Genomic DNA, 20,586 nt, shown 5'->3' with positions numbered 1-20,586 from the left:
GTCCTCCGGTCGGGCTACGCCCTCCCTTCGGTCCGTCCCCATCGGCGCAGTCTCACCTTGATTGTCGCTGGAGTCTCACCCTGATCGCCGCCGCGCACGCGAGTTTAAGAAGAAGTAGTCGCGCCTCCAGTATCGGGTACGGAGAGTGTTTGAATCGAAGAAGTTGTTTTTCGCGCTTGCGACTTTGTCCCGCGCTCGGCACGGTGATCCCAGTCAAGGCGTCATGCCCGCTCGGCACACGTTACCAGTGCCAGCAGTCTTACAATCCGTGGGACGCAAGGCCTGTACCGGTTCGAGTCCGGCCGCCCGGCACAACTATTCTCCAATTGATCCGCGCGGCGACATTGCGCCAAGAGTACAACCAGAGGGTGACTTGCTGTGATTCCCCTATTACGCGCAGGCCGCACCGGCGCCCGAAATCGCGTCAAGTTGCTGGTCACGTAATTCTATTTGGAACATGGCTATTGGAAGCGCCGTGCTTACCCGCCTCTACGAATTGAACGAGGGTCAGTTTGAAGAACTCGTGGTCAAGATTTGCATCTGATCAGGACAACATTCTTGTCGCCAATTGTGGTCATCTGGCCTCAACACACGAGATCCCGCACTCGCGAGCAAGGGTCAGCATGGCGTGTTCGACCCGCGGGTTATTCCAGCGATCATCGCGATGCGGGAATTTCGCAAGCCAAAGGGCATCCTCGTCCTCGACAGTAGCCTTAGGCGGCGCGCCGCCCATCGAGGTGCCCGCACGCATCAACGCCTCGGCCTGTTCAGCGTCAGCACCTGCTGGTGCTGACAGATCCTTTTCAGCGGCGACGATCTGGTCGGCCACTTCGATCAAACGCGCCAAATCCAACGTTTTGTTGAACGTACGAACAGGTGCCGGCGGTTGCACGTTAAGACCAAAGCCCAAGGCGCCGGCGCGATCGTCGGGTGAACTCAGTAGATACTGAATTTCGCTCGGCGGCGGATTGCCCAGACGAGTTTCGATCAACTTGCGTCCCCGGGCGTCCGGAGAGCTGTCCCGCAAGGCACCAAAATTGCCCCGCAGCTTCGTTGTCCGGAACGGAGGGACTTGAATCTTGAGCTCGACCGGATCGAACTCGACGCGATCCTTTCGCTCGAGGTAGCTGCGGCCATAGACGAATCGTCCAACACCGGCCCCTTGGCGGGTCGTGTCGAGCTGGTAGCGCCCCGCCGTAACCGGTTCTGTCTGGCCTGGCAGCGTGAGGTAGACGAAACACCCTCAAAAGGCATTGCTTGGTCCTCGCCCCTGTCGAGCACGCTCGTTCTCATCGAGGCCGCTTAGAGCGAGCCCCTCCTCATCGTTCTTCGGGTTGGCAACGTCGGCAAGCGATGAGAGCAGGTTCATTGCCCACAGCATGCCGACATACACGCCGGCACTGGTGCTCAATTTCCCGTTCTCAGCGTCAGCGATGACGTGACGATCTACGCCCAGTTTAGCTGCCAGTACCGCATGGCTCAGGTTGCGGCGCAGGCGCGCGGTGCGAGGATTGTTTCCCAATCGCTTGATCGCCTCCTGGACGGCTGAGGGTGGCGCGCTGATCAGTTGGCTGCGAGGAGGCATGGCGTCTTAAGGTTCCCTTAGACGTGCTTTTGGCGTCTTATGGCGCCAGCTTATAGCTGCCCCTGCTAAGTCAACTCTTTGGCGCCTTAAGACGCCTTAAACAGCGTTATTGGCGCCCAAAGGCGCCAGTTTAGATTTGCCCGATAATCCAACTACTTGGGCGTCCTAGATGTTTGATCCCAAGTTTTGATGGGGCATCCTCGTCTACCGAATCAAAGGAAGCGCTATGGGCCAGGTTCTTCATGGGAGCGCCACGACGACAGAGGCGATCCGTCGAGCGATACAGCATAGTCAAGCGAGCCTGAGGACGCTGGCAAAGCGCTGCGGCATCAACCAGAAGACGGTCGCCAAATGGAAGAAGCGGACCTCGGTCGCCGGCCTCCCGACCGGCCCCAAGCACGCCAAATCAACGGTACCGTCAGTCGAAGAGGAGGCAATCATCGTTGCCTTCCGGCGCTACACGCTGGCCATCAGCGTGATTGCGATCTGCGGCGCTCGAAAGCGTAGACCGGATTAATACCGCAATAGGCGTCTGTGCCGGACGCGGTGGCCATGCACTGGCCATAGCTCGAGAACTGGCAATTGCCTGGGTATCCCCAGATACGCCCTTGCAGGCAGTAAACGTCTTGTTGAGCCGGGGGCGTGTATCCTGAACGATCCCGCGGCGCGGCGATCGAACCTGTCTGAGCGAAAACCAAGGTGGGGACTGCGAGCGCAACAGCAAACAGGAGATGATAGCGCATGGGACCCTCGTCTGACTTGATTTCCTACAAGCTAATGGATCCGATTTGCGTTCTGTTGATCCTAGTCAATCGCGCGTTACTATCGTTTGCGGGGCCCAAACGTGAAGCCGCGAGGCGCGAACGCTACGTTGATCTCAAATGAAGGCAAAGGCTAGCAGGCTCGAGCAGAGCAGCGCAAGGCCTGCCGCGGTTAGCGCCAGCAGGCTGCTGGAAACAAGGTCATGATTATTCATCATACAGCCCTCGATTGCACAGCAAGAGGGAAAGCGACTATCCTGGCTGGCCCGGTCGACCACCTGATACATCAATGATTATTCGAATTTGTCGCAATAAATCCTGCTATTGCCAGGAAGAAGCGCAGTTTTCCGGCGCGATTTGCCGACGGTTTGCTGCCTTGCGGCGCGATAACGGAAAACAAGGTTTGAGAGCTTTGCGGATAGCGGTCTAGCGAGGTCCTTGCGCGTCAATACATTCAACGCAGGAGGATATGAGCTTCTTCACAATTGCGATACAGCTTCTGGAATAACTTCTTCGAATGCGTACGCTCCTGCTTCTTACTGTGGCATTTGCAATCATATCGGCGACACGGGTCGCCACGAAGATACTTTCGTGCTGCGCGCGGCCCAGTCCATGCCACGGACCAACGTTCCCTAGTCGATCCTGTGTGACAGCGACGTTGCGATCTTTGGGTACTGTCCGAGGCGAGCGCGGATCTTTGCATGCTTGAGCCTCAGCAGATGCGTGGCAGTTGCTCGCCCGACAGCCAGTCAACGATGCGGCCGCCGCCAAAGCTGGTCGCCATCTGCACGAAATGATGGTCATCGGCGATTGCCTCGCCGATCTCGGCGGCATCGCAGCCGAGCGGATGCGCCCGCATGGCGGCGAGCACAGCATTGGCGACCTCGGGCGACACGATCGCAACCAGCTTGCCTTCATTGGCGACATGGAGTGGATCGATCCCCAAGAGCTCACAGGCCGCCGCCACGTCCGGCTTCACCGGGATTACCTCTTCCTGCAAGCGAAAGCCGAGGTCGGATTGCTGGGCGATCTCGTTCAGGGTCGCGGCAAGCCCGCCGCGCGTGGGGTCGCGCATTAGGTGGACGCCGTGGGCTCCGGCCTCTAGTATCTTAACTACGAGGTCGTGCAGCGACGCCGAATCCGACATGATCTCGGTTTCAAAGGCGAGGTTCTGCCGCTTGGACATGATGGCGATGCCATGATCGCCGAGCGTGCCCGAGATCAGCACGCGGTCTCCGACGCGCGCGTTTTCCGCGGAGAGATCGAGCCCGTCAGGCACCACACCGACGCCGGCTGTCGAGATGAACAGGCCGTCGGCCTTGCCGCGCTCGACCACCTTGGTGTCACCAGTGATGATGTGGACGCCGGCCGCTCGCGCCGCTTCCCCCATGGACTCGGCGATCATCTTGAGGTGAGATAAACGAAACCCCTCCTCGATGATGAAGCTCGCGGACATGTAAAGTGGCCGCGCACCTGCCATTGCGATGTCGTTGACGGTGCCGTGCACGGCAAGCGAACCGATATTCCCGCCCGGGAAGAACAGTGGCGAGACGACGTAGCCATCGGTCGTCATCACCATGCGCCCGCCGCCGACGTCGAAGGCCGACTGATCGTTGCCGCGCGCCAGCCATTCATTGCCGAAGGCCTCGTGGAACAGTCCCGAAATTAGCTGCGCCATCGCGCGACCGCCGGAGCCGTGAGATAGGTCGATGCAGCCGTTCCTGATGTCGAGCGTGCGCTGATGACCTCTCATGACGCCTGCCTCTGTTGATGATCGCGGAAACGGCCATAGATCCAATGCGCGGCGCAGGCACCTTCCGAGGAGACCATGCAGGATCCCATAGGCGTTTCGGGCGTGCAGACCGTCCCGAACAGCTTGCAATCCACAGGCTTCTTTATCCCGCGCAGGATGGCGCCGCATTCACAGGCCGGATCGTCGGCAACGCACAGCTCGCGCATGGCGAAGCGCAGCTCCGCGTCGTATTTGGTGTAAGCAGGCTTCAGCCTCAGCCCGCTGTAGGGCACTCGACCGAGTCCGCGCCATTCGAACCGGTCTCGCAGCTCAAAAATGTCGGAGACCTCCTCCTTAGCGCGCAGATTGCCGCCGCGGATCACCGCGCGGCGATACTGATTTTCTACTTCGTGGCGATGCTCGTTGACTTGCCGGACAAGCATTAGGATCGCCTGCATCATGTCGAGCGGCTCGAAACCGGTGATCACGACCGGCTTGCCAAATTCCCCCGCGACAAACTCGTAAGGCGTCGTGCCAATGACGATCGAGACATGGGCTGGCCCGATGAAACCGTCAATCTCGACGCGGCCGGCCTTGTCGATATCGGAGCTCTCCAGAATATTCTGCATCGCTGGCGGCGTCAGCACGTGGTTGCAAAACACGCTAAAGTTCGAGAGCCGCTTCTTTTCGGCCAGACGTATCATGATGGCCGTCGGCGGCGTGGTGGTCTCAAAGCCAATGGCGAAGAACACGACCTCGCGCGCTGGGTTCTCCTCTGCGATCCGGATCGCATCGATGGTGGAATACACCATGCGGACATCCGCGCCGCGCGCCTTTGCCTTGAGCAGCGAGGCGCCCTGGGAACCCGGCACGCGCATCAGGTCGCCATAGACGCACAGCATGACTTCGGGCCGCATCGCGAGATGGATCGCCATGTCAATACGCCCGGCCGGCAGCACGCAGACCGGGCAGCCGGGGCCGTGGATCATCCGCACATTGTTCGGCAGCATGTCCTCGAGGCCGTAGCGCGAGATCGTGCGCGTGTGGCCACCGCAAAATTCCATGAAGCGATAGTGTCTTGCCAGATCGGCCTCGGCGCGGATCGCTTTCGCCAGCCCCAGCGCGATCTCCTTGTCGCGGAACTCGTCGGCATATTTCATTGCACGGCTTCCTGGCGCTCGGCGCTGAACTCGCACAACAAGTCCAGTGTGCGCCTGGCTTCCTCGGGATCGATCTTAGTGAGCGCATAACCGACATGAATGATCACGTAGTCGCCGATGGCGAGATTCTCGATCAGGGCGATGGAAATCTCCTTGCTGACGCCATCGATGGAGACAACGGCCATCTCATCTGGCAAGATTTTGGTCACCTCTGCGGGTATGGCAAGACACATCAGGTGGTTCCTTCCCGGTCTTGGTGTTCGATGAGTTGGAGCGCGGCGATCCAGGCTTGCCCCAGGCTCAGGCCGCCATCATTAGGCGGCACCTGGCGGGGCAGCAGCGGCGCGAGACCGGCTGCGAGGCAGCCCCGCTCGATCTCGGCGCTCAGGATCGCATTGACAAAACAGCCACCGCTCAAGGCGACAGTCATGATGCCGGTCTGCCGCGCCGTGCGAGCGATCCAGTCGACACAGGCGGCGGCGAACGTGCCGTGGAAAAGTTCGGCGCCGTCGGCCGGATCGAGCGCATCGCTCGCCAGCCGTTCGAGCAATGGGGAGAGTGAGAGCACGCCGTCCTCAATTACCCAGCCGTCCCGCGCAACGCGGGGCTGGCGAACACGCGCTTCCAGCTTCATCGCGACCTCGCCCTCGTAGCTCTGCACCAGGGAAATCCGAAGCAGTCCTGCCGCCGCGTCGAATAGCCGGCCGGCGCTCGTCGTCTTCGGCACGTCACGCTGATCCAGCAAGGCGGACAGACGCGCCGCTTGCGGCTGCGCGGCAAAGCGGCGCGGAATCTCGTCGCCGCGCTGCAAGCCGTGTAGCACGCTCGCCGCCATCCGCCACGGCTCGCACGCGGCGCGGTCGCCGCCGGGCATCTTGAGCGGCGCGAGATGACCGAGCCGCTGGAAGCGCGCGCGCACGCACAGCAGAAGCTCACCACCCCAATTGCCGGCGTCGCCGCCATAGCCGAACCCGTCGAGCACCAGCGCCAGCACAGGCCCTTCGACGCGATGTTCCGCCATCACGGACGCTGCATGGGCATGATGATGCTGAATTGCGACCAGCGTCCTCCGGCTCGCTTCGGCAAAGCGGGTCGAAGCGATGTTCGGATGCAGGTCATGCGCGACGACGACCGGCTCGACATCGAGCGTCGAAAGCAGGTGATGCACCGCTTCTTCAAAGAAGCGGACCCCTTCCGCAGTATCGAGATCGCCGATGTGTTGGGAGACAAAGGCCTCGCTGCCGCGCGTAGCTGTTACGGTCGATTTCAGGGTGCCGCCGACCGCAAGGATCGACGGTACGGATCGCGCGAGGCGCACGGGCTCTGGAACATAACCGCGGGCGCGGCGGATAAACTGCGTGCGCCCCGCCACAACCGATACGACGGAATCGTCCGCACGAATGACAATGTCGCGGTCATGGGTTACGATAAGATCGGCGATGCCGGCGAGGCGCCGCGTCGCCTGGTCGTTGTCGGTCAGCAGCGGTTCGCCGCTGAGATTGGCGCTGGTTGTGACGATCGCCCAGCTGTTGCCGGCCCGCGGATGGCCCGAATTCAGCGCATCGAAAATCAAATGGTGCAATGGCATAAGCGGCAGCATGATCCCGACCCGCGACAGCTCCGGCGCGATCGCAGGCGCGAGACGATAACGCGACGTCATCAGCACGATCGGCCGCTGTACCGTCTGGAGCAACGCCAGCTCGGCAGCATCGGCAGCGGCGATCTCGGCAACCGCGTCTATTGAGCCGACCATGACAGCGAAGGGCTTTTGATCGCGCTGCTTGCGCTGCCGCAGGCGCTTTACGGCCTCCTCGTCGCGTGCATCACAGATGAGCTGATAGCCGCCGAGCCCCTTGATCGCGACGATCTTGCCCACGGCAATAGCGGCCGCGATCTCCCCGACGGGGTGGCTAAGCCTTGGGCCGCATTGCGGGCAGGCAATCGCCTCGGCGTGAAAACGGCGGCTGTTGGGATCGGCATATTCCGCGGCACAGGAATCACACATCGCAAAGCGCTTCATTGCGGTGGCCGCCCGGTCATAGGGCAGCTGCTCGGTGATGGTGTAGCGTGGACCGCAATGGGTGCAGCTGATGAAGGGATAGAGATGGAAGCGGCTCGCCGGATCGAACAGCTCGCCCAGGCACTCCGGGCAGGTTGCGGCGTCGGCGACGATCCGCGTCGACACCCTGCCCTGCTCGCTGGCGCGGATACAGAACTCCTCGCTCGCCACCGCGGTGATCGGCTGTACCGAAATCTCGTCGATCCGCGCCAGCGGCGGCTTTTCGAGCGGTAGCGCGGTCACGAAATCGGATGCGCGCGCACCCTCGACCTCGATGACAACGCCATGCGGATCGTTGGCGACGAAACCGCCGAGGCGATAGCGCCTGGCCAGACCATAGACATAGGGACGAAAGCCGACGCCCTGCACCGCGCCGCGCACATGCAGACGCAGCCGTTGTCCATCGCGCACTGTGGCTTCGTCGACCATCGTCATTCCGCGGCAGCCGCCGCGGCCGGCTTTACCCCGGCCGCCTGCCTGCGGATCCAGGCATAAAAGGCCGGAAACCCTTCACCCGTGCGCGCCGACACGGTTAGCGCCTCAATCTTCGGGTTGACACGCCGCGCATATTCGATGGTCCTGGCAAGATCGAAATCAAGCACCGGCGCGAGATCGATCTTATTGATCAGCATCAACGAAGAGGAGGCGAACATATCCGGGTATTTCAGCGGCTTGTCCTCGCCCTCGGTGGTCGAGAGCACCACGATCTTGCAGGCTTCACCGAGATCGAACGCCGCGGGACAAACAAGGTTGCCGACGTTCTCGATGAAAAGAATGCCGCCGCTTGGCCAGCGCAGCCGCTCATAGGCCTCACCGACCATGGCGGCATCGAGGTGACAACCCTTTCCGGTGTTGACCTGGATGGCCGGCACGCCAGTGGCGCGAATGCGCTCCGCGTCGTGGGAGGTGTGCTGATCGCCTTCGATCACGCCGATCATAAAGCTGTCCATCAAATCAGACATCGCGCGGACCAGCAGCGACGTCTTTCCGGCGCCGGGGCTCGAGACAAGATTGAAAGCGAGCACGTCGTCGGCGCGGAAGCGGGCGCGGTTTTCGGCGGCGAGGCGGTCATTCTTGCCCAGAATGTCGCGCTCAACTTGGATGATACGGTCGCTGCTCATGCCCGCAATCTGCTGTCCCGCGGGGTTTCCGCCGCAATCGAGAAGCCCCGCGTCGTCGTGCACATGATCGTGGTATCCGCCGTCGTGATTGTGGTGACGATGATCCTGCCGGTGTTCATGATGGTGATGACGGCCAAACTGGTCATGCTCATGATGTTCGTCATGAGCGTATTCGATGGGCGTCTTGGCGTCGTTGCAACCGCAGACCGTACACATCAGGCCACCTCCAATGTCTTCACGCGCATTTCCTCACCGCCGGTCACCTGCAATTGATAGCTGCCGCAGGATGGACACGGCTCGCAACGTTGCTTGATCTCAACGCCCTGCGAACAAGCCATGCACCATGCGATCCCTGGCGTCGCGATGATCTCGAGCCTTGCGCCCTGCGCGATGCTCCGCGCAGCGACGGCCTCGAAGCAGAATTTGATCGCCTCCGGTGCGACGTGACTGAGCGCGCCGATCTCGAGGCACACGGCCTTCACCTTCGAGAACGAGCGGCTTCGCGCCTCCTCCTCGACGATCCCAATGATACCCTCGCACAGCGCCATCTCATGCACAGCCGGCCTCGTGGAAGTTGAGGCTGAAGCCGACGCAAGGGTCAAACGACCCGACGAGGGTACGAACCGCGTCCTGTCCGCGCTGGCCGGCGGCGAGCAACGAGCCCTTGAGGCTTCGGACCAGCGGCCCACGAGCGTGGAAATTCCATTCGGTCGGCGCCAGGAATTCGAAGCGCACGATGCGGTTCTCGTCGTCGAGTTCCATTGCATGGTAGAGCCGGCCGCGTGCACATTCGACCGCGGCCGCCCCCCTGCGGTTACCGAGGGAATAGCTTGCGATAACGCCGACTTCGGGATCCCGCTCGGCGTCGTCAAGCCAGGCGAGGAGACGAGCCACTTCGGCGACCCGCGCCTTGAGGCGCTCGGCTGGACCAGCATCCAGCGGCAGACTCTGCTCGCGCCCGGACCTGCGGGCCCAGACGCCGGTCTCCGGAATCCGACCGTGAAGTTCGGGCGCGCCCGAAAAGCTCGCGCCCTCGGTGAGCAACCGCACAACAACGTCGGGGTCATCAGCGACCGACAGGAATGACTGCTCGACGGCCGGAAACGACAGCGCATCAGCATCGAAGCTCGCAAGAGGCGTCGCCGCCCCTGCACGGCCTGGTTCCGGGGGTTGATTCCAGAGCGCGATCAGTGCGGATCTGATCTGCGACACCGCCTCATGCATCGCTCCCCCTCTCGCGCCTTTGCTGGCGACGCGGCCAAGAACCGTGGCCGCTTGCATCAGCGCGCGCACGGCTGCAGTGCCGGTGCCGTCAAGCGCGAGCTGCCCGACGAACAGGCCGCGCACCAATTCCGTCAATCGTTCTGCAACGACCGCGGTGACGCGGCGCTGCACCGTCTCTGCGGCGGCATCTTCACCCCGCGCAGCTTCGACCGCCGACAGATAAGCCACCTGCTGCGCGACCGCGCAAAGTGAGAACAGCCGAGGCAGCACTGGGAGCACTGACGATGGCGGCCTGCCCGCAAACAGGCGCATGACGGGCGGCCGGCTGCGCGGTAGGATCGCGACGTCGGCAATCGAGCACCCCGCGAGCCACACCGTGATGCCGATCTCGTTGCGGAAGCCCAGGCTCATCCGCGCGGCTCCGTCAGGACACCGCGCAGGAAGCGGCTGTCGATCGCGCTCGTCGCGGGCGCGCCGACGGGGGCATAGCCGACCCAGCAGATGCTGCATTGGAGCCGCGTGAGCTCCCTAACATCCAGCCGCACGCCGAAATTATCAAACCCCCTCATTTGAAATAGACCTCGATAATTTCCCTGAGCTGCTCGGCCGAATCCTCGAAATCCTCGTCAGCCGCGATCGCGACCGTCGGCACGCCGCCGACCTCGAGCGTATCGAGGATGATGGTGTCCATGGCGTTGAAGAACTGCACCGACCAGACATTGCGGATTCCGGTCGCGAGCACGCGGCAGGTACCGTAACCGCGCGAGACGAGCTGGATTGGCCCAATCCTGATCGTCTCCTGCAGGAAGCTCATGTCGATCGGGCTCATCGGCAGCAGCGTGAAGTTGATGATCAGCGAGCGCATGCCAGGCCGCCAGGCAAGCGCCCGCTCGTGGATTTCGGCGAGCACTGGCAGCACGTTCATGGCGCCTTCCGGCGGCTGGCCTATCTCGAAGTCCGCGGCTGTCAGATCCGCGGCCGCCCGTTTCACGATCTCCGGGATCGCTCCGACCTCGAGATACTCATGGAGAGAATCGGTCTCGATCCGCACGTGCCATAGGCCTGTAAGCACCGCCTCCTGGATCTGCACCAGCGATCCACCCGGCAGCGCGACGACGCCAGCCACCTCGCCTTCACCGATGATGCCAGCGAGGAGCTCGCGTTCGAGATGATTGAAATCACCAAGCCGGAACAGCCGCGTAGGCGCATCTGTCTTCTGGCTCGCGATGGCTTCAGTTATATTCGACAGGAGCTCGATAGCATTCGGGCAGCTCCTTGCGAGCTCGGCACCATCGAGCATGTCAAGCTCTAGCAAGGCGCCCGCGGCGCTCCGGCTTCGCCCCGCCGCGTTCGGACCCTCCCCGGCGCGCATCGGCTGCTCTTTGTCGTCAGCCGCTGTGCTCAAACCCGCCTTCATAGTCGGACACCGTGAGACCTATGGTACGCGACGATTGCTTTTACCCCTGCGGTCGAGCCTCGGCGGGGTCGCCTGATCAGCTTGGCGATGCGGACGATATGAATCGACCAGTTCTGGATGTTTGCGATCAACCCGAGTGTTTCTCCCTTGGTGAGACGGTTCATTATCGGTCGTACGCGCAGCCCAAAGCGCTGACCGAGCTCTCTCTTGGCCTTGCATGCAATAACCACGCCATGCACCTCCGCTGCGAAAGTCATGATCAACTCAGGCATAATGAAGCCACCGCCGGTCGCTTCGGCAAGGCGTGCGGGACGCCTATAAACCACAGCATTAACACCGCACCTGCCTCGCCGAACGCGAGTAAAGAAAGCCACATCAATTGTGCTACGAAGCAATATTTCTAGTTGGAACGATCGGCGTCGTAAACGACTGACAGTCATCTTGAATCACAGGCTTGTCCTCCAGCTTCGACTGTAGTTTCCTTGAGGTCGGTGTTTGTCACGCGGTTCGTATTAGGATGTCGGAGGTGACCACAGGCCTGATCGAGCCGGAGATGCACGGGCAATTTCGGCTCGCGGTCGATCAGGTCGGCGAAGAAACGGTCGCAATCCTCCTCGCTGAGCGCTGCGCCAATGCCTTCAATAGCATCGCCAATTAGCTGCGCCTCTTCATCGTCCAACAGCCGGACCGCAGTGTCGACATGGACGAGTACCTTGGCGCCGGCAATCGGACCGGAGAGCAAGAACACCCAGACGAGACGTCGTTTGCCGCGAAACTCGCAAAGCGCAGAAATGCCGTCGGTTTCGATAATCGTCATTGGCAAACCAAGACACATCTGCGACGTCTCCGACAACTCGCTACCCGTTCAGGTCCGCGCTCTCATCTCGTAATGCAAATGATCGATACCATTTGCGAGCAACCATTCGGATTTCCGTAACGGTGTGATACGTGGCGTCACCTGCACACCCCACTCCACTAGAATAAATCTGGCGAGCTCGACCGCAGGGCCAATCTGATTACGCACGGCCGGCGTCAGGGGCCCACCCCAGTCATCGAGGGCTAGCGGCTGGCAGCCGATCAACACGAGATGTTTCGGGCAATGTCCGAGCAGGCAACATGCACTGATAACTTCCTGAAAGCCGGTATGATGCAGGCTCATCTTCCTGACACCCGTGAAGCGCGGCACCTCCTCGTCACGCACGAGCTTCAACTCTCCAGGCTCCAGGCCATAATCGATCGCGTCGAATACGATCAGGCGGTGGGATTCCTGAAGATAGTTCACGAGTTGGAGCCCCTGCGTACCACCGTCCAGGATTGTGACCTCAGCGGGTACGGCGTAGCGGTGATGGAATTCCTCCACTGCACGCACCCCAAACCCTTCATCTGCCCAAAGAATGTTGCCGATACCGAGCAAAAGGACGCGCCTTGGCTTTGAACATATCGGCGCCGCTCCTCTTCTCCTGTTGTCGCGGCACTGGCGTACACCCGAGATCATCGAGGAGATGATGCTCTGGGGCGACATGATGTCTTCGCGGACGGCGGCATAGATATGGACCATCAAGAATATGGTGAGCGCCCACATGCCGAGACGATGCCAAGTGTGAACGTCGTGGCTGTTCGGCCAAAGGGCGAACACCCAACCAAACAGCTCGTGCTGCCAGCTGTCGATCCCCGCGCCTTCCGAAAAGAGCGCAAAGCCTGTGACGATCATGAAGGGGACCAACAGCGTGAAGCCCGTGAATATCGCGGTCTGCGCCAGGGGATTGTGGTCGACATATATCTTAGGTTCGCGTTCCAGGAAGGCGTACCAGCGAATCTCGTGCAAGACGTCCTTCCAGAACTGCTTGCGATGCACCGGAATGTAGAAAATCTGCCGTGAGTGATGGTTCCCGAACAAGGCCCATAGGATACGTACGAGAAAGAATACCGCGAGCACCTGCGCCGCCGCGAAATGAGCAAACCGGATGTAGCCAATCACGAAATTGCCGGACGCCGCGACCATCGGCGGCGGTGTGCCGATCAGATAGCCGCTCACCATAAGAACCAGGATCGACAACGCATTCACCCAGTGGCAGGTCCGAACCGGCGCTTCGTAGACATAGATGGTGGGCCGAGCGGCGGCTTGTTCGCCAGCGGCATCAAGCGCGATTGCTGCAGAGGCCAGCTCTGACTCTGCCGGACGTGAACCTGCATCCATCATGACGTTCCTGCCTCTTTACCTGACTCTGACGGCTGCCATTTCCTGACCGTCCGGGCTCATCACGTGGGTCGAGCACGCAAGGCAGGGATCGAAGGAGTGGATCGTACGTAGGATCTCCAGGGGCTGTTCCGGCGCCGCCATCGGCGTATCCATCAGCGCAGCTTCAAAGGCGCCGATGTTGCCCTTGGGATCCCGTGGCGATCCGTTCCAGGTGGTCGGCACCACGCACTGGTAGTTGTCGATCTTCATCTCCTTGATCTTGATCCAGTGCGCGAGCGCGCCACGCGGCGCCTCGGTGAAACCATAGCCCCTGGCTTCCTTCGGCCAGCTCTCCGGCTCCCATTTGTCGATATTGGCAGTTGAAGAGTCGCCCGCCTTGATGCGTGCCACCAGCTTGTCCTGAAAATAGCGCATCTGGTTGGCCGCCCATTCGCATTCCAGCGCGCGTGCCGCGGTGCGGCCGAGAGTGGAAAACAATGCGGTGGCCGGCAGGCCGAGCGTCTTAAGCAGCTTTTCGGTCGGCTCCTTGAATTCGGGCTTGTTCTGCGCGCAGCCCACGATGTAGCGGGCGAGCGGCCCGACCTCGACGGCATTTCCGCGCCACCGCGGAGCCTTGATCCAGGAATACTTGCCGCCTTCGTCGAGCTCCTTGATGTCGGTCTTGGTGCCCTTGGCATTGGGACCGAGCAAGTAGTTCGGTTCGGTGATGCCGTCCCAGGGATGTCGGCCCTTAGACTCATCGTCATATTTATACCAGGAGTGACTGACAAACTCCTGTATCTGCTCGGGATCGGCATGGTCGAGCGGCAGCACCTCGTTGAGATTGCCGTTGATGATCACACCGCGCGGCAGTTTCAGGTTCTTCGCAGAATAGTCGTTGGCGTTCTCCGGAATGTCGCCATAGGCCATGACGTTCTTGCCAGAGAGCCCGCCGCCATAGAGCCAGTTCTTGTAGAAGGAGCCAATCGTGACGATGTCGGGCAGGTAGACCTTTTCGGTGAACTCGATGCAGCGATCGATGACGGACGAGACGAGGTTCAGCCGCTCCATGTTGATGGCGCCGACCGCGCCGGTGCCATCGACATTGATCGCGCAGGATACCCCGCCCACCAGCCAGTTGGGATGTGGATTCTTGCCGCCATATATGGCGTGGATCTTGACGATGTCCTTCTGGAAATCGAGCGCTTCCAGATAGTGCGCGACTGCCATCAGGTTCGCCTCCGGCGGCAGCTTGTAGGCGGCATGCCCCCAATAGCCGGACTTGAACGGACCGAGCTGACCGGACTCGACGAACTTTGTCAGCCGGATCTGGAGGTCTTTGAAGTAGCCGGGAGAGGACAACGGCCAGGACGAGATCGATTGCGCCAGCGCAGAGGTCGCCTTTGGATCGGCCTTCAATGCCGACATCACATCGACCCAGTCGAGCGCGTGCAGGTGATAGAAATGCACGAGATGATCATGCACCTGGAGGCACAGCTGCATGATGTTTCGGATCGAGTTGGCATTCTCCGGAATGGCGATGCTCAGCGCGTTCTCAACCGCACGGACCGAGGTGAGCGCATGCGTTCCGGTGCAGACGCCGCAGATCCGCTCGGTGAAGGCCCAAGCGTCGCGCGGATCGCGGCCGTTCAGGATGATTTCGATGCCCCGCCACATCGTGCCCGACGAGACCGCGTTGCGGATCACGTTGTTGGAGTCGACATTGACCTCGACCCGCATGTGACCTTCGATCCGGGTTACCGGGTCGACCACGATGCGCTTGCCGGGCTTGAATCCCTGGGATCCGTGGAGTTCCACTTTTGCCTTACCTCAAAACACTCAGTGACGCCGGTTCGCATCATCGCGTTTACCGGCGTAGCGCTTGAGGGCCGTCACCGCCGCATGTACGCCGATCCCTGCGCCGACGGCGCCAGCCGCCACCATACCGATCTGGTCCGCATTTTTCTCGATACCAAATTGCTTGATGTTGGTGAGGCGGTCGTAGAACGAGCCCTTGTCCCAGAAGCCATCTTCTGAGCAGCCGATGCAGCCGTGGCCCGACTGGATCGGAAAAGAGACGCCGCCGTTCCAGCGCACTGACGAACAGGCGTTGTATGTCGTCGGCCCCTTGCAGCCCATCTTGTAGAGGCAATATCCTTTGCGCGCCGCCTCATCGTCCCATTCCTCGACGAATTGGCCTGCGTCGAAATGCGCCCGTCGGTAGCATTTGTCGTGAATGCGCTGCGAGTAGAACATCTTCGGCCGGCCCTGCCGGTCGAGTTCAGGGGGCTTGCCAAAGGTGGTGATGAAGGTCACTACGCCCGTCATCACTTCCGCGATCGGCGGGCAACCCGGCACCTTGATGATAGGCTTGTTGGTGATGACCTTGTCGATGGGCGTAGCCTGCGTCGGATTGGGCCTTGCCGCCTGAACGCAGCCCCATGCAGCGCAGGAGCCCCAGGCGATGACCGCCATCGCGTCCTCGGCCATCATCTTCAACTTCTCGACGAATGGCTTGCCGGCGTGAATGCAAAACATGCCGCCCTCGTTCAGCGGCGGATTGCCCTCGACCGCGAGTACATACTGACCCTTATACTTGGCACGGGTCTCTTCGAGAATCGCTTCCGCTTGATGGCCAGCAGCGGCCATGATGGTATCGTCATAGTCAAGCGAGATCATCGATAGCACGATATCCTTCATCAAGGGATGGGCTGAGCGGATAAAGCTCTCCGAGCAGCAGGTGCATTCGAGCCCGTGCATCCAGATCACCGGTATGCGCGGCTTTGTTTCAAGCGCATTTGCGATGCGGCTCGCCGCCAGCGGCCCAAGCCCGAGGCTCGTCGCGGTCAGGCTGCAGAATTTATGAAAGTTTCGACGGGTGATACCCTGTCGTCTGATCACGCCATAAAACGTTTCCGTCGCTGCTCCCATGAGCCTCCCCAGCTATTGGGCCGATTGATGAGTTATCGATGAAGCGAACAGCAAGAAGCAGGCCAATGGCGCCGGGTATGCGCGAACTGAAGACGTTCCCGTTTGTTAGGATTTTGGTCGACCAAACAGGCGCACGACGACGTCGGAATCACGACAAACGAGCACAGCGAATGGCAATCGGCCGATCCCAACATTGGTTCATGCAGACGATAAGGATAACTTAGCGCGGGGAAACTACGCGATCAGCCATGAATGGCGACTTTCCTTCACGTCCCTTGCTGGGTCTGCTCCAAATCGGCGGCTTGGCATGCGCCATGGAACGGGACTTCAGGCGCCTTTTACAGAAAGCAGTGACGTTCTAAATGACACCCTGGCTTGCCGATGTGAACGGAACGGTATCGGCTTTGTGTGGGTCGAATCTCTGTCAAAATTGTCTGAGATGTGGCGTAATCAACATTAGCGCTGTGCAGACGTGTATCTCCGCCTATACCCGAACATGCGCAGCGGGGCGGCCCCGACGCCTGGACCTGGGATGCGCCGAGTCCGCCCCAACACCACCATGGGGGGCCTGGTGATGTTGTGTTTGGCAGAGCAAGCAGCGTGCCAGACGGAGGCATCATTTAGGCAAGCTTTCTTATCGGGACCCGATCGAAAGCGCCCGCATTGCTTATCGCCACAGCCTGCATACGCTTGGCCCAGCGCCCAGAACAAAACCTTCATCAAGACCGCTACGACGAAATCTCCGGCTCGGTTGTCCCACATCTGTTCGGCGCTATCGAACTATCGAATCCAGCGTTGTCTGGCGATCGAGAAACTCACGCCACTTAGTCCGCCAATCGTTCGCTTTTCAACAAGCGACCAGAGGACGCCCTCTCATGAGCATTAATTTAGCCCACCAAACCTATCGTCCTTCGCAAAGCTAGCACGCAAGGTGGCCGCGACCGTAGAATATTCCGTCGCCGACCTCGCCCAAGCTGCAGGACCGCGCGATCGATGTTGTCTCAGGAAACTCTACTCGCGAGCCCTGGACGATGCGTCCTCTGGCTTAAGGTGTCGTTTCCGAACATTGTAACTAACCAGCCAGATCACGCCGACGGCGATCGGCACGAAAGCCGCGGTTACGGACGCCGGCTCTACGTGCAGTCCAACATCGTGGGCGCCTTTGGCGAGATAGCCGAACAGGCTGACCACATAGTATCCAATGGCCCCGACCGACAATCCCTCGACCGTGGACTGCAGGCGAAGCTGCTGCCTCGATCGTTCGTTGATCGATCGCAAAAGGTCGCGATTCTGTTGCTCGATTTCGACATCCACGCGTGTTCGTAGCAGATCCGCGGCGCGTGCCAGCTTGTCCGATAAATTTGCCTGACGCTCCTCCATCGTCGCACAGGTTCGTATCGCAGGCGCCATACGGCGCGCCAGGAAGGACGACCAAGTCGGATAATCCGCGACACCCTCGCCTTCAACGATCGACAATCGCGATTGCACCAGCTCGTTGTATGCTCGGCTGGCACCGAAACGGAACAAACTGCCGGCCACGTCTCTTTCGAACGAGACTGCCAGCGCTGTCAGTTCCTCAAGGAGATGGTTGTTGACTTTTAGCCCTTCCGCGCCCTGCATCTCTTCGAGCACCTCTACGAGGCGACGATCGATTTGATCGACCGATGGCGCCAGCTCGAGCGCAGTTGATAGACCGAGCAGCGCTAGGGAGCGATAGGTCTCGATTTCTAACAGACGTTGCACCAGCGCGCCGAGATCGTGCGGCGTCAGTCCGCGGTCGTAGACCAGAATTCTCGTGAAACCTTTATCGTCAGCGCGAAAATCGGAGGCTACAACGCCTGCCCCGCCCTTGACGTTAACCATCGCGAGGCTACTTTTGTCAAAAATCTGCTCGGCCCGCTCGACCGGACAGGCGCCCCGCTCTGCCTCTAACTTGATCGCGGCGAGCAATTCTCCAGCTTGCGATAGTCCACGGATTAATGATTGAGCGGAGGCACGGACGTCGCCAAATTGGCGGGCGGCTGGACCGTTCGCGGTGCTCCAGATCCAAGTGAACGTTGCAAATTCGGCATGCTGCTCCCAGCGTAGCACCACTGGCCCGACTCCGATCTGATGATGTTTAGCGGACGGCTCGGGCGGGGTCACCTTGTGCTCCCGACAGAAATCGATAAACCGGCGGCGATCGCTTGCGGCGTCGTCGCCCTTTGCGAGAAACACGAAGCGCACCATGCCGAGAGACGAAACTAGACCGGTAAACGGGCGTGCATGCACTTCCCCGAGTACTGCCTCCCGCTCGGGATGCAGCTTGAATGATGCCAAATCCAATTGATCGACCATCGAGATCTCCCGAGCCCGCAACGCCCCGCATCACCGCGAGCCGGATCGCCGGCGACGCCAAATCGGTACGCCCGCTAGCAAACGATCAAGGACGGAATGACGGTCCTCAGCTCGCGAAAGAGTACTTGCGCGACCCAGATCGGCGCCAGCCAATTGATCTCGAACCACGTCATCGAGGCCTCTGCTGAAGTCATGGGGGCCATCAGCTTTGCGCCGTCCAGCCTCTTGGGCGAATTGCCGCCATTGTTCACCAGCAGTGGAGCCGCGTCGGCATCGACGCTTTGATACATAGAGTTTCAAATAGGCCTCCGTTTCGTAAGCCCCAACGTCGCTCTTTTTGTGCGGTGCAGGATTTGGGCCAGTGGCAAACACGAACACGCGTGTTGCCTTTCCGGCACAGTCTGCCGACAACTTGCTAACTTGTTGACATTGGCACGTTTGCGGTCGGACAGCCGGACGCACGACGTCGAACAGAAGGATCCGCGCGGATCTCGCAAGTGACGTGCGCTCGAACGGACATGGTTCAAGTTCTGGTACGGCATGTTGCGCCGAAGGAGCCATCGCGCATCGGTCGGCTATTAATGCGATTCAGCGAGATCAGTCAGCTAATTGTCGGAGGTTCCGACCTGCATTCTTTCTTCGATTCAGCTTGTTCGATACGCAGAAGCGAGTAACGCTCCACAGCATCTAACCAAGCTCCTCAGACCGCCGCATTCGTTCTCTCTTGGGCGAATTGGACCTGATTGGTCGCGCCAAAAGGCGCCCCGTCCTCGGGCAAGGCACCGTGCGGGCGTTTCCAGTTGCACTCGACGTGCTGGTTGAACGCTTTGGAGTTGTCGTATCGAAGCGATCGATCAAAGATCTTGACGCGGCCATGGCCACTTGATGGCTAAAGGGCGCGCGAATATGAACGCCTTGCACCTGAGCCGGCGTTAACATGCCCACCCCTGGAAGGCCTGCCTCTCAACCGCTGCAAATTAGCTTCTCCGCGGAACGGCGGTGGACAGGCGTCGCTTCACCGGCGGATATACATAACTCCTGTAGCGTGCCAGCAGCTCAATGCGAGAAACATTGGATGTCGCACACACCGTTGAACCCCTGCCGCTCACGCTCAAAGCGTAGAAGCATCTGTCGTATGGCGATTCTGCGTCCCGACCTACAGATCTAGCCAATCATGAAGGACAAGAAGGTTTTGCTACATAAGGCGCCGTTTGCACGTGAGCGCCCGCGGCTTTTGTTGACGAACGGTTAGTCCGTAAACTCCAGCCTGAATTGCCCAAAACCGGTGGGCTTGGCCGTGAACTTAACAGTCTTCTCTGTGAGACATTCCAGGGTACCGGATGCGAATTTGAACGACGTCTTACCGTACGCTTCAATTCCAACGGCGTTGTCGCCCTCTACGACGATGTCGCCGATGCCTTCCAAAAGCTGCTCAGCTGCAAAACCATGGGGCGAGCGGTGAAGACTAAACGAAGCCAAAAAGGCTCCCTCCTCGTTATTGAGCTCCACGACAGATATTGCTGTAATCACGGCATTTTTGAATACCCCATCGACGCCGTTGCACGTATATTGGAAGCTGACGACGTCGTGTTCACTGCGATCACCCACTGGATATCGAGATGTGGCGACAATGGCGCAGTCGTAGCGTCCGATTGGGCCAGCAAGCGAGACTCCGACCATCCCAATCAGACCGAATATGGAACATAGTATGGTAGCAAGGAAGGATCGCGTCATTTCGGTTGAGGCCTTCTGGAAAGGGCTTTCGCTTCCAGGTACAACTTGACGCAACGTCCGATTCAAGCCCTCTTCGGAAGAGATTATCCTCATCACATTCGCGAGGTGACGACCGCCGGCTCACGTCAGGCGCTTATCACTGCCATGTCGAAGATTCGGCGCATGATGGCCCGGACGCCAGATTCTTCGAGAAGCGGTCCTTGGACGGAATGCTCGCAGCCGCTTCAGCCGCGGTTCGGCATACTGCTTGCTTCTTGAGGCACAAATCGCCACGCCACGTAGAGGTGGACATGGCGCATCTCTCGGGCGCGCATCAAACCACGTCTAACCCCAAGTTTCTCCGATC

At 60.2% G+C, this 20,586-nt stretch carries 19 protein-coding genes and 3 pseudogenes; 1 reads left to right on the top strand and 21 read right to left on the bottom strand.

The genetic code is table 11. The features are described from left to right. Nucleotides 1–574: 574 nt before the first annotated feature. Nucleotides 575–991 carry a HipA domain-containing protein gene (locus QQL28_RS34090; protein ID WP_284272704.1) on the bottom strand — a complete coding sequence of 139 codons (417 nt, stop codon included), beginning with the start codon at nucleotides 989–991 and terminating at the stop codon, nucleotides 575–577. A gap of 252 nt (nucleotides 992–1,243) precedes the next feature. Then, the gene (locus QQL28_RS34085) at nucleotides 1,244–1,585 is read right to left on the bottom strand and encodes a helix-turn-helix domain-containing protein (RefSeq protein WP_284272702.1); all 342 of its coding nucleotides are present in this window, start codon (nucleotides 1,583–1,585) and stop codon (nucleotides 1,244–1,246) included. A 226-nt stretch (nucleotides 1,586–1,811) separates the two neighbouring features. Here QQL28_RS34085 and QQL28_RS34080 point away from each other — a divergent pair. Continuing rightward, nucleotides 1,812–2,051, top strand: a pseudogene (locus tag QQL28_RS34080) (IS481 family transposase); the annotation flags it as partial. 4 nt (nucleotides 2,052–2,055) lie between these two features. On the opposite strand, the gene QQL28_RS34075 reads toward QQL28_RS34080, so the two are convergent. From QQL28_RS34075 to QQL28_RS33990, 19 genes and pseudogenes are all read right to left on the bottom strand, one after another. After that, complete coding sequence (locus QQL28_RS34075; RefSeq protein WP_284272700.1) at nucleotides 2,056–2,328, bottom strand: DUF3551 domain-containing protein; 273 nt, start codon at nucleotides 2,326–2,328, stop codon at nucleotides 2,056–2,058. A 730-nt stretch (nucleotides 2,329–3,058) separates the two neighbouring features. Then, the gene (hypE, locus tag QQL28_RS34070) at nucleotides 3,059–4,099 is read right to left on the bottom strand and encodes a hydrogenase expression/formation protein HypE (protein ID WP_284272698.1); all 1,041 of its coding nucleotides are present in this window, start codon (nucleotides 4,097–4,099) and stop codon (nucleotides 3,059–3,061) included. Beyond that, nucleotides 4,096–5,238 (bottom strand): hydrogenase formation protein HypD, encoded by a 1,143-nt coding sequence (gene hypD, locus QQL28_RS34065; RefSeq protein WP_284272697.1) that lies wholly within the window; start codon nucleotides 5,236–5,238, stop codon nucleotides 4,096–4,098. Before hypD ends, hypE begins: the two co-directional genes overlap by 4 nt. Further along, on the bottom strand, nucleotides 5,235–5,471 hold the full coding sequence (locus tag QQL28_RS34060; protein ID WP_284272695.1) for a HypC/HybG/HupF family hydrogenase formation chaperone: 237 nt from the start codon (nucleotides 5,469–5,471) through the stop codon (nucleotides 5,235–5,237). The genes hypD and QQL28_RS34060 overlap by 4 nt, the downstream gene beginning before the upstream one ends. Then, nucleotides 5,471–7,732 carry a carbamoyltransferase HypF gene (gene hypF / locus QQL28_RS34055; RefSeq protein WP_284272693.1) on the bottom strand — a complete coding sequence of 754 codons (2,262 nt, stop codon included), beginning with the start codon at nucleotides 7,730–7,732 and terminating at the stop codon, nucleotides 5,471–5,473. The genes QQL28_RS34060 and hypF overlap by 1 nt, the downstream gene beginning before the upstream one ends. Further along, a complete protein-coding gene (gene hypB, locus QQL28_RS34050; RefSeq protein WP_284272691.1) occupies nucleotides 7,729–8,634 on the bottom strand; it encodes a hydrogenase nickel incorporation protein HypB in 906 nt (301 codons plus the stop codon). Before hypB ends, hypF begins: the two co-directional genes overlap by 4 nt. After that, on the bottom strand, nucleotides 8,634–8,966 hold the full coding sequence (gene hypA / locus QQL28_RS34045) for a hydrogenase maturation nickel metallochaperone HypA (protein ID WP_431309690.1): 333 nt from the start codon (nucleotides 8,964–8,966) through the stop codon (nucleotides 8,634–8,636). Before hypA ends, hypB begins: the two co-directional genes overlap by 1 nt. A gap of 1 nt (nucleotide 8,967) precedes the next feature. Continuing rightward, nucleotides 8,968–10,053: a nickel-dependent hydrogenase large subunit gene (locus tag QQL28_RS34040; RefSeq protein WP_284272687.1), complete on the bottom strand. Its 1,086-nt coding sequence runs from the start codon at nucleotides 10,051–10,053 to the stop codon at nucleotides 8,968–8,970. Continuing rightward, nucleotides 10,050–10,211 (bottom strand): hypothetical protein, encoded by a 162-nt coding sequence (locus tag QQL28_RS34035; protein WP_284272685.1) that lies wholly within the window; start codon nucleotides 10,209–10,211, stop codon nucleotides 10,050–10,052. The genes QQL28_RS34040 and QQL28_RS34035 overlap by 4 nt, the downstream gene beginning before the upstream one ends. Next, complete coding sequence (locus QQL28_RS34030; protein ID WP_284272683.1) at nucleotides 10,208–11,059, bottom strand: hydrogenase expression/formation protein; 852 nt, start codon at nucleotides 11,057–11,059, stop codon at nucleotides 10,208–10,210. The genes QQL28_RS34035 and QQL28_RS34030 overlap by 4 nt, the downstream gene beginning before the upstream one ends. Continuing rightward, a complete protein-coding gene (locus tag QQL28_RS46300) occupies nucleotides 11,056–11,499 on the bottom strand; it encodes a thioredoxin domain-containing protein (protein ID WP_431309689.1) in 444 nt (147 codons plus the stop codon). Before QQL28_RS46300 ends, QQL28_RS34030 begins: the two co-directional genes overlap by 4 nt. 107 nt (nucleotides 11,500–11,606) lie before the next feature. Beyond that, nucleotides 11,607–11,894: pseudogene (locus QQL28_RS34025) on the bottom strand (HypC/HybG/HupF family hydrogenase formation chaperone); the annotation flags it as partial. Nucleotides 11,895–11,924: 30 nt separating this feature from the next. Then, a complete protein-coding gene (locus tag QQL28_RS34020) occupies nucleotides 11,925–12,473 on the bottom strand; it encodes a HyaD/HybD family hydrogenase maturation endopeptidase (protein ID WP_284272720.1) in 549 nt (182 codons plus the stop codon). Between the two features lie 51 nt (nucleotides 12,474–12,524). After that, nucleotides 12,525–13,259: pseudogene (cybH, locus tag QQL28_RS34015) on the bottom strand (Ni/Fe-hydrogenase, b-type cytochrome subunit); the annotation flags it as partial. Between the two features lie 15 nt (nucleotides 13,260–13,274). Then, nucleotides 13,275–15,056, bottom strand: a complete 1,782-nt coding sequence (locus tag QQL28_RS34010) for a nickel-dependent hydrogenase large subunit (protein WP_284272681.1) — start codon at nucleotides 15,054–15,056, stop codon at nucleotides 13,275–13,277. Between the two features lie 21 nt (nucleotides 15,057–15,077). Further along, entirely contained in the window at nucleotides 15,078–16,169 is a 1,092-nt protein-coding gene (locus QQL28_RS34005) for a hydrogenase small subunit (protein WP_284272679.1), read from the bottom strand. Between the two features lie 1,011 nt (nucleotides 16,170–17,180). Then, nucleotides 17,181–18,506: a DUF3422 family protein gene (locus tag QQL28_RS34000; RefSeq protein ID WP_284272677.1), complete on the bottom strand. Its 1,326-nt coding sequence runs from the start codon at nucleotides 18,504–18,506 to the stop codon at nucleotides 17,181–17,183. A gap of 74 nt (nucleotides 18,507–18,580) precedes the next feature. Further along, on the bottom strand, nucleotides 18,581–18,796 hold the full coding sequence (locus QQL28_RS33995; RefSeq protein WP_284272675.1) for a hypothetical protein: 216 nt from the start codon (nucleotides 18,794–18,796) through the stop codon (nucleotides 18,581–18,583). Between the two features lie 958 nt (nucleotides 18,797–19,754). After that, nucleotides 19,755–20,114 carry a hypothetical protein gene (locus tag QQL28_RS33990; protein WP_284272673.1) on the bottom strand — a complete coding sequence of 120 codons (360 nt, stop codon included), beginning with the start codon at nucleotides 20,112–20,114 and terminating at the stop codon, nucleotides 19,755–19,757. Nucleotides 20,115–20,586 lie beyond the last annotated feature (472 nt).

It is taken from the genome of Bradyrhizobium iriomotense (assembly GCF_030160715.1).
GTDB lineage: Bacteria > Pseudomonadota > Alphaproteobacteria > Rhizobiales > Xanthobacteraceae > Bradyrhizobium > Bradyrhizobium iriomotense.
The sequence above is the reverse complement of the archived record's forward strand: the minus strand, read 5'-3'. Positions and strand labels throughout refer to the sequence as shown.

Bases quoted from the DNA above. Each gene is read 5' to 3' on its own strand.
- QQL28_RS34085 (WP_284272702.1), bottom strand. From the start codon at position 1,585: ATGCCTCCTCGCAGCCAACTGATCAGCGCGCCACCCTCAGCCGTCCAG.
- hypA (WP_431309690.1), bottom strand. From the start codon at position 8,966: ATGGCGCTGTGCGAGGGTATCATTGGGATCGTCGAGGAGGAGGCGCGA.
- hypD (WP_284272697.1), bottom strand. From the start codon at position 5,238: ATGAAATATGCCGACGAGTTCCGCGACAAGGAGATCGCGCTGGGGCTG.
- QQL28_RS34000 (WP_284272677.1), bottom strand. From the start codon at position 18,506: ATGGTCGATCAATTGGATTTGGCATCATTCAAGCTGCATCCCGAGCGG.
- QQL28_RS46300 (WP_431309689.1), bottom strand. From the start codon at position 11,499: ATGACTGTCAGTCGTTTACGACGCCGATCGTTCCAACTAGAAATATTG.
- hypB (WP_284272691.1), bottom strand. From the start codon at position 8,634: ATGTGTACGGTCTGCGGTTGCAACGACGCCAAGACGCCCATCGAATAC.
- QQL28_RS34060 (WP_284272695.1), bottom strand. From the start codon at position 5,471: ATGTGTCTTGCCATACCCGCAGAGGTGACCAAAATCTTGCCAGATGAG.
- QQL28_RS34005 (WP_284272679.1), bottom strand. From the start codon at position 16,169: ATGGGAGCAGCGACGGAAACGTTTTATGGCGTGATCAGACGACAGGGT.
- QQL28_RS34035 (WP_284272685.1), bottom strand. From the start codon at position 10,211: ATGAGGGGGTTTGATAATTTCGGCGTGCGGCTGGATGTTAGGGAGCTC.
- hypF (WP_284272693.1), bottom strand. From the start codon at position 7,732: ATGACGATGGTCGACGAAGCCACAGTGCGCGATGGACAACGGCTGCGT.
- QQL28_RS34075 (WP_284272700.1), bottom strand. From the start codon at position 2,328: ATGCGCTATCATCTCCTGTTTGCTGTTGCGCTCGCAGTCCCCACCTTG.
- QQL28_RS34030 (WP_284272683.1), bottom strand. From the start codon at position 11,059: ATGAAGGCGGGTTTGAGCACAGCGGCTGACGACAAAGAGCAGCCGATG.
- hypE (WP_284272698.1), bottom strand. From the start codon at position 4,099: ATGAGAGGTCATCAGCGCACGCTCGACATCAGGAACGGCTGCATCGAC.
- QQL28_RS33995 (WP_284272675.1), bottom strand. From the start codon at position 18,796: ATGTATCAAAGCGTCGATGCCGACGCGGCTCCACTGCTGGTGAACAAT.
- QQL28_RS34040 (WP_284272687.1), bottom strand. From the start codon at position 10,053: ATGAGCCTGGGCTTCCGCAACGAGATCGGCATCACGGTGTGGCTCGCG.